The sequence below is a fragment of the Bacteroides caecigallinarum genome (assembly GCF_021531075.1).
GTDB classification, from domain to species: domain Bacteria; phylum Bacteroidota; class Bacteroidia; order Bacteroidales; family Bacteroidaceae; genus Phocaeicola; species Phocaeicola caecigallinarum_B.
On sequence record NZ_JADYTJ010000015.1, the window covers coordinates 1 to 17306 of the forward strand.

Annotated in this window: 9 protein-coding genes; 4 read left to right on the forward strand and 5 right to left on the reverse strand. The window is 41.0% G+C overall.

Going from position 1 to position 17306, the window contains the following annotated elements:
- From I6E11_RS05880 to I6E11_RS05895, 4 genes are all read right to left on the reverse strand, one after another.
- The coding region (locus I6E11_RS05880; protein ID WP_235336972.1) for a DUF5114 domain-containing protein at positions 1-1498 on the reverse strand (1498 nt) is incomplete at its 3' end.
- Positions 1499-1593: 95 nt separating this feature from the next.
- Entirely contained in the window at positions 1594-3198 is a 1605-nt protein-coding gene (locus tag I6E11_RS05885; protein ID WP_235336973.1) for a RagB/SusD family nutrient uptake outer membrane protein, read from the reverse strand.
- A 180-nt stretch (positions 3199-3378) separates the two neighbouring features.
- Complete coding sequence (locus tag I6E11_RS05890) at positions 3379-6339, reverse strand: SusC/RagA family TonB-linked outer membrane protein (protein WP_235336975.1); 2961 nt, start codon at positions 6337-6339, stop codon at positions 3379-3381.
- Between the two features lie 133 nt (positions 6340-6472).
- The gene (locus tag I6E11_RS05895) at positions 6473-10351 is read right to left on the reverse strand and encodes a hybrid sensor histidine kinase/response regulator transcription factor (RefSeq protein WP_235336976.1); all 3879 of its coding nucleotides are present in this window, start codon (positions 10349-10351) and stop codon (positions 6473-6475) included.
- Positions 10352-10541: 190 nt separating this feature from the next.
- On the opposite strand from I6E11_RS05895, the gene I6E11_RS05900 reads away from it, so the two are divergent.
- Positions 10542-11075, forward strand: a complete 534-nt coding sequence (locus I6E11_RS05900) for a hypothetical protein (RefSeq protein ID WP_235336977.1) — start codon at positions 10542-10544, stop codon at positions 11073-11075.
- Positions 11076-11199: 124 nt separating this feature from the next.
- On the opposite strand, the gene I6E11_RS05905 is transcribed toward I6E11_RS05900, so the two are convergent.
- Positions 11200-13308 (reverse strand): HRDC domain-containing protein, encoded by a 2109-nt coding sequence (locus tag I6E11_RS05905; RefSeq protein ID WP_235336978.1) that lies wholly within the window; start codon positions 13306-13308, stop codon positions 11200-11202.
- A 300-nt stretch (positions 13309-13608) separates the two neighbouring features.
- On the opposite strand from I6E11_RS05905, the gene I6E11_RS05910 reads away from it, so the two are divergent.
- The 3 genes from I6E11_RS05910 to coaD all read left to right on the forward strand — a co-directional run bounded on the left by I6E11_RS05910 (position 13609) and on the right by coaD (position 17240).
- Positions 13609-14742, forward strand: coding sequence for an N-acetyltransferase (locus tag I6E11_RS05910; RefSeq protein ID WP_235336979.1), 1134 nt, complete (start codon positions 13609-13611; stop codon positions 14740-14742).
- 93 nt (positions 14743-14835) lie between these two features.
- Positions 14836-16776: a DNA topoisomerase IV subunit B gene (locus tag I6E11_RS05915; RefSeq protein WP_235336982.1), complete on the forward strand. Its 1941-nt coding sequence runs from the start codon at positions 14836-14838 to the stop codon at positions 16774-16776.
- Between the two features lie 5 nt (positions 16777-16781).
- Positions 16782-17240, forward strand: a complete 459-nt coding sequence (coaD, locus tag I6E11_RS05920) for a pantetheine-phosphate adenylyltransferase (protein ID WP_235336983.1) — start codon at positions 16782-16784, stop codon at positions 17238-17240.
- The last annotated feature ends 66 nt before the right edge of the window (positions 17241-17306 follow it).

The following is a 17306-nucleotide window of genomic DNA, read 5'->3' on the forward strand; positions in this document are numbered from 1 at the left end:
GTTCAGGATAGTAAACCATATATACTTTTTCAGGATAATTCACATCTGTTCCAGAATTTTCGTCTGTTACTTGTGAGTTTATATTATAGCTCCAACTTAATTCTTTCAAATTTACAGTTATTGTAACATTTATGCTTGTAACATTGTCTTCAGCATCATTAAAGTAGAACTTATTAAGAGAATTATTACTTATTGCCAATTTGGAATTATCACTTGCGTCTGCTCTATACCATATTCCATCTGCTATAAATTCAAATCCGTAATAATCATTCTTCTGATAAGGTCCATCATAAGTACCCTCATATATTCCATTCTCAGAGTCAATTCTTTGGAGTAGTATCATACTTTCCATTGATGTACCATTCCATCTTTGCATATCTATTGTTGCAGGATATGAGGACGGAATATCTGTAGCATCATTAGTAGCTGTTATATATGGTAATTCTTCAGGAACATTCATATATAGTATTATGGAATTTTCACCTTGTTCTACATGCAGGGTTATATTATCTGATGTTTTTCCAAATACTAATCCATCATTGGAGTTTGCAAAACCGAATGTATCTGATATTCCTTCGGTACTACCGGTAGTAGCATTGAAAATTCTTGATGTTCCACTAAGAGTAATATTAATATCTTTAGAAGAATCTGATGTATAATTACATATCCAACGGTTATTTTCAATGTCAAAAGACATATCATCTTGTATGTCACCATTTATAGTTATTGTCGATAATAATGTAGCACTCCATTCTTCGGCTTGTGTATCAATTACTGTATAATAACATCCTGCTATATCCGGGAACCAGAAATTCCATTGATTTGAAGGATCAGAAGAAATCACAAAAGCCTTCTCACTATCTGCAATGTTTCCCCAAATAGAACCATCTCCTTCTTTTAACCAGAAGTTCTTGTCAGCTATTTTAATACCCAAGAAGCCTCTGTATATACCATCTGCGTTTTCAGAATATAATGTCTTTCCGTTTTCTGTCTTATCTGCGGCAAGAAGTACTCCCGTATTCATATCCATAACATACGGCGTAACATCAACTTTCACCACATTGCTGTAAGCATAAGGAATATTCTCGCCTGTTGCGCTACCAAGGCGGAAGAATACATTATTTACTTCACCAACTTTTGCTCCAAGGCCGTTTACTATTGAATTGAGTTCGCCACCTTTATAAGCTATTGAGTTTGAGGTTGTTTCATCCTTATATATTTGTCCGGAGAAATCTTCTGACAATGAAATCTCCATATAGTTTTTAGCTTTGGCAGCTGTACCTACAGTTGTATCGTTTATCTGTACGTCCTGTCCTTTCCATGCAAATGAAAGAACTACTTTCTGTGATGTTTCAATAGATAATACTACATTATCTGTGGTGGCAATAAGTTCATCTGAACCTAAACTCTGGAGATAAATCTTCTCTCCGTCCTTCTCGCAAGATATTAATGCAAGGATTGATGCGAGGGTTAGTAATATTTTATTTAAAGTTTTCATGTAATTGAGTTTTTAAGTTTTTGAGTTCTATAGTTTTTAAGTTTATTGGGTTAAGTATCTATTAACTGATAAACTTACCTACTTATAAACTAATATTAATACTCTTCATTCTTCAGATTTGGATTGGCTGTAAGTTCTGCCGACGGAATAGGATAGTAATTGTATTTACTTTCAACAGATGTTCCATCACTTACACCACCCTTGAACTCCCACAAATAGTCAGCGGTAGTAAAGAGGTTGAAGCGTATAAGGTCTGTACGTCTGGTGCATTCCCAGTAAAGCTCACGTGCACGTTCGTCAAGGAAGAAGCGGAAGTTATTTCCTGTGAGAACTGTTTCCGCTACATTTTGGCTGTTATCACCAAAGGCACGTTCTCTCAAAGCATTTACATATCCTACAGCAGTAGCCATATCTCCGTTTCCGCCACGAGCGGTAGCCTCAGCATACATCAGATATACATCTGCCAGCCTGAATAACGGATAGTCTGTATTTACACCTCCTATATCTGTATTTGAGGCAGCTTCTCCATTGTCGTTCAGATTTGTCCATTTTTCAACAAGCCATCCGGTAGAAGCATCTTCCAGAGAGGTTACTTCTTGTGTCTGTCCGTCTTTATAGAAACATCTTCTGCTGTCACCGTCCTCAAACAGGTTTGAAACAGCCTGACATATTCTCATTGACCCCCATCCTTTAGTCACTCCATAATCAGCAGGATTCTGTGTGGCTGATGTTTGGCTAATAGCACCACATACCATATATGTTGATGAACCCCAGGAAATGGTGGTATTTGCATCTACAGGAAGAGTAAAAATAATTTCATTAGTACGCAGATGGTTGTCTGCATTGAAAAGTCTTCTGTAACAATCTATAGTATAGTCATTATTTACATCAACTTCCAGTGAATATCCTTGACCTATAGCACTCTGGCATGCTGCAACACATTCGTTATATCTTGGTTCACCAATATAAGTCTGGGCATTCAGATATAGTTTTGCAAGCAGTGTATATGCAGCACCTTTCGATGCACGACCATAAGGACATTCGTCTTTGCTCAGAAGGTCATTTTCTATCGCTTTAAGTTCAGATTCGATATATCCGAACATATCCTTTGCCATATAGCGTGGAGGAATGTAGCTTCCCACAGGGTCGTTTTCTGTTACGAAAGGAATGTTTCTGAACAAGTCCATTGCATGATAGTAGAAAAGGGCACGCATGAAACGGGCTTCTGCACGATAATGTACTATTTCGTTGCGTTCGCTTTCTGTGAAACCGTTTATCTTTTCGTCTGTCGCATTACGCAGAAATTCGTTGCAGAGAGCAATGTTATAGTATATACGATAATACATGTCGGCTACCCAAGGATTGTTGGCATCCCATGAAAGGTTGCTTATATCGGCCAGATTATCACCACTGAGCCATGTATATGCCACTTCATCTGTTCCTACTTCCTGAAGATTGAAATAGCAACGTATATAATCATGTCCGTAATTGCTTGAAAGGTCAAGGTTACCGTCTTTTCCTTGTCCTGTTGTTACCATTGATGTATATATCTTACCAAGTACGCTTTTATAGTTCTGCAGGTTGGTATATACACTTTCCGAAGTAATTTCTTCATGTGGATACTGGTCAAGGTCACCTACGCAAGATGTAGCAAACATTGCGGCAGTACACATTGACAATATGTAGATATATTTTTTCATGAGTTTATGAGTTTATAAGTTTAACTTCGTTGACCGTTGGTTGTTAGTTTTTTTAAGTTACAAGTTGACGAGTTGACAAGTTGACGAGGTTTCCTATTTCCTAGTTTCTAGTCCCTGATATCTAAAACCTTGTTTCCTTGTAACTGAAACCTTGTCAACTAATAAATCGCCTTGTCAACTTTAGAAATTAAGACCAATGTTTAAAGAGAATGTTCTTGGACGAGGATAGAACGTATTGTCCATTCCGTTCGGTACTTCCGGGTCCACTCCGCTGTATTTTGTTATGCAGAATACGTTCTGTACCATTGCACTGACATTCAAATTGCAGGTATTGAATATCTTTCCGAAATTATACCCCAAAGTAAGGTTATCCATTTTCAGGAACGATGCATTCTCTACATAATAGTCAGACAAATGCTGGCGTGTCTGGAAACCTGTTTCAAGATAACTTGCCGACAGATTGTTGAGCTGTGCAGCATTGTAGCTCATTGTTTCCATAGCTCCGGTGTTCATAGCCATTCCGTTATATACATAGTTGCCTATGTTGGCTCTGAAACTCATTCCGAGATTCCAGTTCTTCCAGTTGAGCGATGTGCTCAGTCCCATGATATAGTCTGGTGCCGGAGAGTGATAACGGTATAAGTCGTCTGAGTTTATCACACCGTCCTTGTTGAGGTCCGCATATGCTCCTTCGATAGGCTTTCCTGTCTTTTCATCGTAAAGTTGTTTGTAAACGTAGAACATGTAAGGTTCATATCCTTCAGTAAGTGTCTGGAACTGATATCCGTCTATTGAAGGACCTACAGGAGTGTTTGTCACTTCCCCTCCTTCGACGATAGAAAGATTCTTAACCTTCATTTTCTGCCATGTCATGTTGAAACTGATATCCCAGCTGAAGTCCTTTGTCTTTATAGGAGTGGCATTCAGTGAGAATTCTATACCCTGGCTGTCAACATTACCTACGTTTGTTGTGATAGTCTTGTCGAATGTAGAACCTGCTGCTGCCGGAACAGTGGCGATAAGGTCTTTAGTCTGACGTGTATAATAGTCGAAACTACCTGTGATACGGTCTTCAAGGAATCCGAAATCGAAACCATAGTTCCATGAAGTTGTAGTTTCCCATTTCAGGTCTGATACATACGATTCAGGACGATAAGTATAAATATATTCATCTCCCATTATAGCCTGTGCGCCGTCCTGGCTCAGTGTATATACCGGAAGATAGTTATAGTTGCCTATACCGTCCTGCTGTCCTGTAACACCATAGCTGGCACGCAGTTTCAATGTGCTCAGCACATTCTGGTTCTTCATGAACTCTTCTTCTGAGATTCTCCATCCCAGAGCTACAGAAGGGAATGTACCCCATCTCTGTTCTTTTGCAAAACGTGAAGTGGCATCACGGCGTACAGTAGCTGTGAGCATATATTTTGAGCCGAATGAATAATTCAAACGTCCATAGTATGACAGAAGAACGTGTCTTTCGTCTGTAGCCTTATACGAAGTCTGTATTTCGCCTGCCGCATTCATGCTTGCCGAAGCCGGATTTACAGATTTCCAGTACTGATAGTCGTAACCTACAGTCGCGTCGAAACTGCTGTTCAGCGACTCTACCATCTTGTTATAGTTGGCATAGATTGTAAGAAGTCTGTTTTCATTCTTCTGCGGGCCGTACGGATAGTAGTAACCGCCTGTAGTATAATATTGTGCAGCTTCAGGATTAACATAGTCTGAACCTTCACCCTGCGCATAGTCGTAACCTAATGTAGCATGTAGTTTCAATTCCGGAAGGAAATGCATACGATAGTCAACATCGAAGTTACCTATGAAACGTATGACCTTACTGTGCGCATCGCGCTGTTCCAATAATCCGAGAGGGTTCAATACACCACCTGTTACAGGCTTACCGTCGCTTGCAAGTCCTTCGGTATATCCACCGAATGCGTCATTTCCGGAATAAACCGGTATGGTAGGATTCATGGTAGAAGCTCCCCATATTGCACTGGTGTTTGCAAACTGGTTCTTGTTCATTGATGCCTTGGCATTGATATTGAATTTCAGATGGTCGTCAAAGAATGACGGCGACAATGACAAGCTACCTGTTACTCTGTTTGCGTTGTCAGTCTTGAGCAGACCGTCCTGATTGTAATATCCTACAGAAACACGTACAGGAAGGTTAGGAAGAACCTTGCCGGACAGACTAAGATTATTATCAGTACCGAATGCATTATGATAAATATAGCCGTTCCAGTCAGTTCTTTCAGAGCCCAACAAAGCCTGTTGTGCAGCTGTTCCCTGAGTCTTTACTACATTTACGAATTCGTCATAACTCAGCATATCGGCCATGCGTGTGCGTGTCTGGATAGAGTTTGTTGTGCTGAATGTCACTTTAAGCTTGTCTGATGTTCCTTTCTTTGTAGTAATAATAATGACACCGTTCGATGCACGCGAACCATAGATGGCTGTAGAAGAAGCATCCTTGAGGATTGTCATGCTTTCAATGTCGTTAGGATTGATGAGGCTAAGGAAATTTCCGTCATTACCGCTGATACCACCCTGTTCCAAAGGTACACCGTCAAGAACGATAAGAGGATCGTTGCTGGCATTAAGTGAAGCACCTCCACGTACACGTATTGTACTGCCGGCAGTAGGCGAACCGCTGTTTGACATAATCTGTACTCCTGAAATTTTTCCGTTGATAAGCTGCTCAGGAGAACTTACCAGACCAGTGTTGAAATCTTCGCTTGAAACGTTGGTTACAGAACCTGTAAGGTCGCTTTTTCTTTGCGTTCCATATCCTATAACTACTACATCACTAAGCATCTGAGTGTCCGGCACAAGTTTTACACTCATAGTCTTCCTGTCAGAGGACAATACTTGAGTATTATATCCTATATAAGAAAACTGGATATTGCTTCCTTTCGGAACTTCAAGAGTAAACTTCCCGTCAAAGTCAGTGATAGTACCTGTTTTTGTACCTACTGCTAGAACACTTGCTCCGATAAGCGGCTCGTTGTTTTCGTCCAAAACTGTACCTGTGATGATTACATTCCCTGCCTGTTGTGCCAGGATTGTGAAAGTATTTCCGGCGCAGATTACCGAGAGTAATAATACTTTCAGAAAAAATTTAATGTTGCCTTTCATATAAGTATTAATTTTTTGTTATTGCAAAAATATAAAACATAGGAAAAGCAAAGGGAAAAATATTGGACATATAAGGATATAAATCAGACAATCTTATTTTTTGTCCTATTTATATCCTTTTTCAGCCATTATATTACTGTCCGTTGTCCGAAATATACTGCTTTGGAGTTTTCCCGAACACGCTTTGGAAACACTTTGAGAAATAAGACGGGTTTGAATATCCCACCATATACATAACCTCTGCTATTGTAAATTTCTTCTGTTGTAGTAGCATTGCCGCTTTTTTCATTCTTATTGATTTTATGTATTCCACGGGTGACATTCCGGTTAGTTGTTTTATTTTTCTATATATCTGTTTGCTTCCTGTACCGGACAATTCACATAATCCGTTCACATTAAGATTACTGTCAGCCATATGATCTTCTATAATCTTAGTGATGTTTATCAGGAATTTTTCATCAGATGATGTACTTTCCTCCATCTGTTTAGGCGAACCGATAGTTTCTATTCTGGCCTGTGCCTCAAAAGTCTCTTTTTTGTGTATGAGCATTTCTATTTTTCCTATCAATATTTCTGCATTGAAAGGTTTCTGTATGAAAGCATCTATCTGTAACTTTATACTGTTCTTTATTGTTTCTGTATCGTCCTTTGCCGAAAGCATGATTATCGGTATAGTGATAGTAGGCATATTCTTCTTAAGGATTTTGCACATCTCCAGTCCATTCATTACAGGCATCATATAGTCTGTGACTATAAGATCCGGTCTCACAGTCTCTATTATATTCAATCCTTCTTTACCGTTCGAAGCATATATACATCTGTATTTACCGGCCAGTATATGTTTTATCATATTGTATACATCTTTATTATCGTCTACAATAAGTATTACCTGCAGGTGTGAATCTGTATCATTTATATTTTCATTCTTTTCAGATTCTGTACAATTCAATTCCTTGTCGACAGGGAATGTCAGTGTAAAGGTAGTTTCTCCGTTTCCCGACGATACATCCACACTTCCTTTATGCAGTTCTGTGTATGTTTTAACCAGATAAAGTCCTATTCCTGTACCTTCAAAATGGTTCTTTGTGGCCGACGACTGGAAAAATCTCTGGAAAATATACGGCAGTTCATTCTCCGGTATTCCTATTCCATTGTCCGAGACCCTTATGTCCACCTTGCTGTTTTCCTCGCTATAGTCTATTGACACAGATATGTTTCCTTCCGAAGGAGTATATTTTATGGCATTTGTCAGCAGATTGCTCACTATGGATTCCAGTTTTATGACATCCATATCCACAAACAGCTTGTCTGTATTCGATGTAAAGTTCCAGTTATGCCTGTTTACACTTTCTTCATCCCTTAATTTCAGATATATCTCTCGGGTAAACGATACGAGTTCTATTCTGGAGGTTATGAGTATATGCTCACTGTCCTCCATTCTGTTCATTTCTATCAGTTTATGTATCTTGGCATTCAGATTTACCGCATTTCTGTACACTATATCCAGCATTTCCTTCTGTTCCGGGTCCTTTACGTCGAGCAGCAGTTTGCTTACAGGTGTAACTATCATTCCCACAGGACTTTTCAGGTCATGCGAGAGGTTCGACATAAACTTTATCTTTTGTCTGGTCTGTTCCAGTATCTTCTTCTTTTCCAGTTTCTCCAGATGCAGCCTGTTCTTGACAATAAAGAAATTTATTACCCAGCAGACTAATCCTACAGTCAGCAGAAAATATATAACTTTGGCTGCTACAGACAGATACCATGGCGGCAGAATATTTATTGAAGCTATTCTGTATCCGGCATCATCGTTCTCGCTATGTTTGACATATAGCTCAAACTTGCCGTAAGGCATATTATTATAGACTATTATATTTGAATTGCTGTTCACATAATGCCATTCGGAATCTATTTTAGGCATCATATACATGAATCCGCTTCTTTGTGACTCGTTATATCTGAAATCGGAAAACTCAAATACAAGGTTATTCTCCGTATGGTCGAGCGTAAAACTATTGTTCTCTATAATACCTTTCGATATATAGTTGTTGTTGGCGGACAATGCTGTCAGATATATCCGTGGAGCGTAGTCTGTGGTATGTATTATTTCAGGCTCGCAGAAACCTATACCATCATAACTGCCCATATAAACCTTCCCTGCAGGCTTGTCATAATATATACTGCTGAATATCTTATCGTTGATATTTATTCTTTTTATTCCGGCTGTTTGCCTGTTTATATAGTACAGACCTTTGGCAGATGCTACCCATATGTTGTCTTCCACCTCTACCAGATGCAATATATTATTATCCTTCCAGTCCGTATCAATCCTTGTCATGTTTCCGGAGTACGGGTCTATCTTCGATACGCTGATGTTGGTACTTACCCATACCATACCGTCCGAATCGCAAATAAGAAATTCCGGAAACTCGTCATTCTCCGTACATACCGAGTAGTTATATATCTTTTTGTTGTTTCTGCTTATCCTCTGTATCTCTTTAGTGTTATACATCAGGACCCACGCATCTCCGTTTTTGTCTATCAGTGCCTGTTTCACGAACATGCTTTTCAATCCGTTGTCGGTCGAAAAATTCCTGTCTGCAATACATATTCCTGATTCCGAAGCCTTTAATTTGTCCTTGTTTACTACAAACAGCCCTCCCAGGCAACTGCTTATCCAAAGGTTATTGTCATTGTCCTCCGAAATATAATAAGCCCAGTTGGAATTGCATGTATGCGTAGAATCCATAATAGTATAATGCACGAACTGCCTGGACCTTTCGTCATACCGTTCTATGCTGCCGTCTGTGGCAATCCACAGATTCTGCGAGCTGTCCTCGAATATGTGTCTTATTCTGTTATGAGATAACTCCGAACCCTTCTTCCCGACCTTGAACCATCTGCTGTTGGCCGTATCTTTATACCCTTCGGTCATAAGAAGTCCGTCAGTACCACCAAACCAGTTTCTGCCTCTACTGTCCGTAAGAATGGTGTAAAACATATTACCGTCGTTGGTATTGCTCAGCTCCCATACAGGTATGAATGTGTATTGTCTGTTATTGTCGGTAAATGAAATGCCATTATCGGTTCCCAACCATATATTCTGTTTGTTGTCGGTAGTTATACACCATATTATATTGTTAGGTATGGAATTGCTGTTTCTTGAATCGTGCAGATAATGTCTTTGCGTATTTCCATCGGCCGAATAGATATATAGTCCATTGTCTGTTCCGATAAGAAGATTCTTTTCCGAGTCATAGTTCAGCGACTTTATTGAGTTGTCGGCAAAGTATGGCACAAGCTCTGCACTCTGCTTTTGCACATCATAGCAAAACAGATTACCCTCAGTGCCAATCCATATACACTGCCTGCCCTTGTCCTCGAAAAGGACATTTACAAATATGTTCTTCCATTTATTGTCAGACGGGATATTTATAATCCTTACATCATTGTTTTCATCTATACTGCACAATCCATTATAAGTACCTACATACACCGTACCGTTTTCAGACCTTATAATCGAATAGACAGCCTTATGAGGTAGTTTTTCTGAAGGGAATTCATAAACCTCAGCCGTTTCAGTGTTATATCTGAACAATCCGTTCAGCGTACCTATCCACAGTTCGTTGCCGGATATTGCCAGACATCTTATATCCTTAATATTCTCCGTAGCCGGATTATGGTATTTCCCCAATCTCATGTCATATGAAATCAGCCCGTTATCTGTACCTAGGAATATAGAATCGGAAAATATCAGTCCGCAATATATTCTCATCTCATAATTCCCTTTATCCTCTTTGTGTTTAAAAAAAGAATAACCGTCGTAACTGAAAAGACCTTTGTTTGTTCCTACCCATATCATGCCAATAGAATCCTGCATTATGCAGCCTATTACAGATGCATCCGTATTGGTATGCATCCTGTTGAACTGCATATATGGGGATGACTGCCCGTAAAGTGCTGATATAGCAACGGTTATGAATATTATAACTGCGGTAAGGATATTTCTCATCGATATGTGTCTTTATGTATGGATAATAGTTACAAACACAAAAATAGAAAATATATTTCGTATTTCTGCAGTTTACCACTACATTCTGTATGTTTGCCACCATATCAGTCAAGTCTGTTTTCTTAGAACATTTTTATTACTACATTTGTATCAGACAATTAAAAGTTAAACATCTAAATTTTATACGATTATGAAAACAAGATTAATGACATTGGTAGTTATGATAGCTGTTTCTATGGGCAGCTTCAGTGTGATGGCACAGAATACTCAGGATGCACCGGCACAGAAACGTGCAAAGCAGAGACCTACACCGGAACAGATGATGGACAAACATGTGAAGATGATGGAGAAAAAACTTGTGATGGACGATGCAACAGCTGCTAAATTCGCTCCATTATATAAGGAATATCTTCAGGCCATGAAGGATTGCCGTCCAGCTGTGAACAAGGATGTAAAAAAGGCGGAAATGACAGATGCCGAAATAGAAAAAGCTATTCAGGACAGATTTGATGCAAGACAGAAAGCATTGGATGTGCAGAAAAAGTATTTCAAGAAGTTCAAAGAAGTGCTAAATGCAAAACAATTGCAGAAAGTATTCCAACAGCCATGTATGTATGGAAAGATGAAACCTGATATGAGAGGTCATAAAATGATGAAGCGTGGTGATAAACCTGGATGTATGAATCGTCCTCACTGTGACAAGTGTCCTATGCAGGCTAAATAAAATTTTTTCATAATATAACTTAGAAAAAGATCCTGTCAATCAAATATAGTGGTGACAGGATCTTTTCTGATATGAAGGTGCGTTTTCTCCAAAAAAAACATCTGTTTTTGGTGCGTTTTCCCTGTTATCTGTATCTTTCAACTATCTCCATAATATCCTTGCCATATTTCTCCACAGTCTTCTTGCCGATACATTTGACGCGGAGAAGTTCGCGCTCATTCTTGGGAAGTAGGTTAGACAGGCCGATAATGGCTTTCTGCTGGAGCACTGTATATGCCGGCAGTCCTTGGTCGGCAGCCTCTTTTCTGCGCCATTCCACCAGTGCACGATACAGTTCCATATTTCCGATGTCGCTGCTTTCAAACGGAATTTTCTTTTCTGTTTTTTCACGTTTTTTGCCTGCTGTGGCTTTTGTCTCTTCCATACTTAGTATGGCACGTTTGCGAAGAAAATCCTGTAAGTGGAAGCCTTTGTCGTGTACGTGTTCCATAAGAGCGGATTTTATCCTTACGGCATCTGTCAGTTCGTCGAAAGACGTTTCTATCCTTTTTCTGATTTCCTTGTTGTCGGACGTAATGTCTGTACTGTCCAGCAAATCCTGAAGCGGTTTCAGCATTTCAGCGAAGTATTGTGACGCGCTGTATATACGGTCTTGAAGTGATGTGTCAGTTTCGCAATCGGCAGCCTGCGCTGTCATACGGGTATATTGACTCTCGAATTTCATGCTTACTTCCGTTATCGCCTGTTTGAAACGTTCCGCCTCGTTCTTGTACATCTCCAGCTGTTTGGGATATGTCCTGTACAGATGCTCGTCTATCAGACGGATATAATGGTTTAGTGATATTTCCATCTGCCTGAATCCGAAGAGTTGTTTCAGCAGGTCGTTGAAATATGCCCTTTGCATGGCCGTACATTGTTCTATGGTAGGAGTAGACTTTCGTTGTTCGTCAGTGAATGAGTCTATCACTCTGTCGCTTATCACAGCATTGGCGGAGATGGGAGAGCTAAGTATCAGCCCTTCGAGAGTCCGGCACCGGCTTAGTGCCACGTATGCCTGACCGTGGGCAAAGGAAGATGATACGTCTATTATTGCCTTGTCGAATGTAAGTCCCTGGCTTTTGTGAACTGTTATTGCCCATGCGAGTTTCAAAGGATATTGCCTGAATGTGCCTTCCACTTCCTCCACTATCTCTTTTGTTTCCTCGTCCAGACGGTATCGGGCGTTTGCCCATTCGGCTTCTTCAAGGTTTACTTTCGTTCCTGTTTCGTTTACAATGACTTCTATCCCTTCGTTTGAGATGTTACTGATGCGCCCTATTGTTCCGTTTGCGTACCGGTGCATTCCGGATATATCGTTTTTTACGAACATAACCTGCGCGCCTTTCTTCAGTTCCAGTTCCGGATCGGTGGGATAGGAATATTCAGGAAAGTTTCCTTCTATCGTAGCCTTGAACTTATAGCTTCGGGTGGGAAGTTCGTCCAATTTTCTTTGGTTGATTCTCTGTGCCTGTATGTTGTGTGTCGTAAGGCGGATATAACCTTCGTCGTTACCCACGTTAAAATCCGGAATATATCGGCTGTTAAGTGCTTTCAGGTCGTTGCTTGTACATCTGTTTTCCCTTATGGCATTCAGAAGTGAAAGGAAACGCGCGTCGTTCTGCCGGTAAACTTTCTTAAGTTCTATGGTACAGAAAGAAGTTTCTTTGAGCGCATGGCTCGAGAAGAAGTAGGGTGAGTCATAGTATTCCGAAAGCATTTGCCATTCATCGTTTTTTGCTACCGGTGGAAGCTGCTGTATGTCGCCGATGAGCAGAAGCTGTACGCCACCGAAAGGTTTGCTGTTGCGTCTGAACCGGCGAAGAACATCGTCTATGGCATCCAGAAGGTCGGCACGCACCATACTTATCTCGTCTATCACAAGCAGGTCAATGCTCCGCATGATATTAAGTTTCTCTTTCCCAAAACGGAAACGGTATTTGGCATCACCGCCGAATGCTGTACCGGGGATATATGGGGCAAAGGGAAGTTGGAAGAATGAGTGTATGGTCATACCTCCTGCATTGATTGCAGCTATGCCTGTGGGTGCGAGGATAATCATTCTCTTTGGCGATTCTTTTACCAGTGTGCGTAGGAATGTAGTCTTACCTGTTCCTGCCTTACCGGTCAGGAATATGTTGGTACCTGTCTGTGCTATTAGGGTATTGGCGAGTTCAAGTTCCGGGTTTGTATTCATGTGCTATTCGCTTTAATTCAAGTCTATATGGCAAATATAGTTTATTTGTTTCTTCTACCTGTGGTAAAAATGTTTTTTATGCTGTAGAAAAGATATTTTCCTCCTTTTATAATCTGTAAGTGTAACTGTTGTTTAAAGAATTATTAAGCTTATAATATAGAAATAATATATCTTATTTGATAGTTTCATCGTTTCTATTTTAAACTTCGATTGTATATAGAAAACTTACTTTTTACCATAACAATCATGAAATAAGCGCAAAAAATATTAACTTTACGCCGAAATTTCAATTTAACAAAAATGGCCATTATCATTAAGAAAGTCAGGACGAAGAAAGATTTTCACACTTTCATTCGTCTCAATTACGAATTATACAAGAATAACCCTTACTCCGTACCCGATTTGTACGACGACATGGTGAACACCCTCAGCAAGGATAAAAATGCTGCTTTCGAATTTTGTGAAGCTGAATATTTCCTTGCATATAAGGATGATAAGCCTGTGGGACGTGTGGCTGCCATTATTAATAACCGTGCCAATGATACCTGGAACAAGAAAGAGGTACGTTTCGGATGGATTGACTTCGTTGACGACACAGAGGTGTTGAAAGCCCTTATCGATGAAGTAGAGAAATGGGGAAAGGAGAGAGGTATGGAATATGTGGTAGGCCCGCTGGGATTTACCGATATGGACCCGGAAGGTATGCTGGTGGAAGGTTTCGACCAGTTGGGAACAATGTCTACTATCTATAATTATCCGTATTATCCTGAACATATAGAAAAACTTGGTTTCGAGAAGGAAGCCGACTGGGTGGAGTTCAAACTTAAAGTGCCTGAACAACTTCCGGAGAAGTTTGTGCGTATCTCGGAAATAATTCTTCAGAAATATAATCTCAAAATTAAGAAAATTACCCGTAAGGAGCTTAAAGAAAAGAATTATGGTCAGAAGATATTCGACCTGATAAACGAGGCATATGCTCCGCTTTACGGATTTTCGAAGATGACCCAGGGACAGATAGACCAGTATATAAAGATGTATCTGCCTGTGATAGACCTTCGTATGGTGTCGTTGGTGGAAGATGCTGCGGGTGAGCTTGTGGCTGTGGGAATATCAATGCCATCGTTGTCGGAAGCTTTGCAGAAGGCAAAGGGTAAGATGTTGCCTTTCGGTTGGTGGCATCTGCTTAAGGCTTTGTTTATCAAGCGACCAAAGATTCTTGACTTGCTGCTGGTAGGGGTAAAACAGGAATATCAGAGCAAGGGGGTAAATGCCCTGTTGTTTTACGATCTGGTGCCAGTGTACAAGGAAATGGGATTTGAATATGGCGAAAGCAATCCTGAACTGGAAGAGAACAAGAAGGTACAGTCGCAATGGAGTGCGTTCGAATCTGAACAGCACAAGCGCCGCCGTGCTTATAAGAGAAAGATTAATTGATACAGTTGACTAGGGGCTAGATACTAGGAACTAGGTACTAGGGAAACCTGGTCAACTAGTAACTCGTCAACTAGTAACTAAAATAAAAATACAATGGATGAACTGAATCAGAATATTAATGCTTCGGAACCTCAGGTGTCGTATACGGAAGAGAATATCCGCCACTTGAGCGACATGGAACATGTGCGTACCCGTCCGGGTATGTACATCGGACGTCTGGGCGACGGTTCGCAGGCGGAGGACGGTATTTATGTATTGCTCAAGGAAGTGGTGGACAACAGTATCGACGAATTCAAGATGGGGGTAGGAAAGCGTATCGACATCACTCTGGAGGATAATCTCAGAGTGTCCGTACGCGACTATGGCCGTGGTATTCCTTTGGGAAGTCTTGTGGATGCAGTGTCCATGCTGAATACCGGAGGTAAATACGATACCAAGGCTTTCAAGAAAAGTGTGGGACTTAACGGTGTTGGTGCAAAGGCCGTGAACGCCCTCAGTGTGAAGTTTATTGCACGAAGTGTGCGCGACGGACAGATGCGCGAGGCTGTTTTCGAAAGAGGAGAGCTGATAAGCGACACTACTTCGGCCACTGACGAGGATAACGGTACATTTATCTTCTTCGAACCGGACAACACTCTGTTTCTGAACTATCATTTCCGTCCGGAGTTTATCGAAACGATGCTCCGTAACTATACTTATCTGAATACCGGACTGTCTATCTATTACAACGGACGACGTATCGTGAGCCGAAACGGTTTGGAGGATCTTCTGAACGATAATATGACGGCGCAGGGCATCTATCCGATAGTTCACCTCACTGGCGAAGACATCGAAATAGCTTTTACACACAGTCCTCAGTATGGAGAGGAGTATTATTCATTTGTCAACGGACAGCACACCACGCAGGGTGGTACGCATCAGAGTGCGTTCAAGGAACATATAGCCCGCACAATAAAGGAATTCTATGGCAAGAATCTGGAGTTTCAGGACATACGAAACGGCCTGGTGGCTGCCATAGCTATAAACGTGATAGAACCTACATTCGAGAGTCAGACAAAAATCAAACTCGGTTCGCTTACTATGGCTCCTGAAAAAGATACCGATGGCAATCCGTATCCGCTTTCTGGTGTGAGTGTGAATAAGTTTGTTGGCGATTTCATTAAGGAGAATGTAGATAACTATCTTCATAAGCATCCTGATGTGGCAGAAGTGTTGCTGCAGAAGATACAGGAATCGGAGAAAGAGAGAAAAGCCATTGCCGGAGTGACAAAGATAGCCCGCGAAAGAGCGAAGAAGGCTAATCTGCATAACCGTAAGTTGCGCGACTGCCGTATACACCTGAATGATGTGAAATCCGGCAAGAAGGACGAAGAAAAAGACCCGCGTCTGGACAGCGCTATCTTTATCACCGAGGGAGATTCTGCAAGTGGTTCAATAACAAAGAGCCGCGATGTGAATACACAGGCTGTTTTCAGTTTGCGAGGTAAACCGCTCAACTCTTTCGGACTTACCAAGAAGGTGGTTTATGAGAATGAGGAATTCAATCTCCTCCAGGCTGCTCTCAATATCGAGGACGGACTGGACGGACTGAGATATAACAAGGTGATTGTGGCTACCGATGCCGATGTGGACGGTATGCACATACGTCTGCTTATGATAACCTTCTTCCTTCAGTTCTTCCCAGATTTGATAAAGAAAGGTCACGTGTATATACTTCAGACTCCTTTGTTCCGCGTAAGAAACAGAAAGAAAGGTACTTATGTGACACGCTACTGTTACACTGACGAAGAAAGGCTGGCTGCAATAGAAGAACTCGGACCTAATCCGGAAATAACCCGATTCAAAGGATTGGGAGAAATCTCTCCTGATGAGTTCCGCAACTTTATAGGCGAAGATATGCGCCTGGAGCAGGTAACTCTGAGAAAGACTGATGCCGTGAAGGAACTTCTGGAATTCTATATGGGAAAGAACACTATGGAACGACAGAACTTCATTATTGAGAATCTGGTGGTCGAGGAAGATGTAAATTTATAAATGAAATGAAAAAAGCAATATTCCCCGGTACTTTCGATCCGTTTACTATCGGACATTTCTCGGTAGTGAAACGAGCCCTCACCTTTATGGACGAGGTGGTGATAGGTATCGGTATAAATGACAGTAAGCGCACATGGTTTCCTACGGAGAAACGCGTGGAGATGATAAGCCGCCTTTATGCGGACGAACCGAGAATAAAAGTCGCAGCATATTCCGGTCTGACAATAGATTTCGCCCGCGAGTGTGGCGCGCAGTTTATAGTGCGCGGCATACGCACCGTGCGTGATTTTGAATACGAAGAAACCATTGCCGACATTAACCGCAAGATGGCAGGTATAGAAACCATCCTGCTGTTTACCGAGCCGGAACTTACTTCGGTTAGTTCTACCATCGTGCGCGAACTTCTACAATTTGGCAAGGATGTAAGTCCTTTCTTGCCGGAAGGTATGGATTTAGGTGATTAGGTTTCAGTTACAAGTTGACAAGGTTTTGGGTACTAGGAACTAGATACTAGGAAACCTCGTCAACTT

Bases quoted from the DNA above. Each gene is read 5' to 3' on its own strand.
- I6E11_RS05895 (WP_235336976.1), bottom strand. From the start codon at position 10,351: ATGAGAAATATCCTTACCGCAGTTATAATATTCATAACCGTTGCTATA.
- I6E11_RS05915 (WP_235336982.1), top strand. From the start codon at position 14,836: ATGGATGAACTGAATCAGAATATTAATGCTTCGGAACCTCAGGTGTCG.
- I6E11_RS05910 (WP_235336979.1), top strand. From the start codon at position 13,609: ATGGCCATTATCATTAAGAAAGTCAGGACGAAGAAAGATTTTCACACT.
- I6E11_RS05890 (WP_235336975.1), bottom strand. From the start codon at position 6,339: ATGAAAGGCAACATTAAATTTTTTCTGAAAGTATTATTACTCTCGGTA.
- I6E11_RS05900 (WP_235336977.1), top strand. From the start codon at position 10,542: ATGAAAACAAGATTAATGACATTGGTAGTTATGATAGCTGTTTCTATG.
- I6E11_RS05885 (WP_235336973.1), bottom strand. From the start codon at position 3,198: ATGAAAAAATATATCTACATATTGTCAATGTGTACTGCCGCAATGTTT.
- coaD (WP_235336983.1), top strand. From the start codon at position 16,782: ATGAAAAAAGCAATATTCCCCGGTACTTTCGATCCGTTTACTATCGGA.
- I6E11_RS05905 (WP_235336978.1), bottom strand. From the start codon at position 13,308: ATGAATACAAACCCGGAACTTGAACTCGCCAATACCCTAATAGCACAG.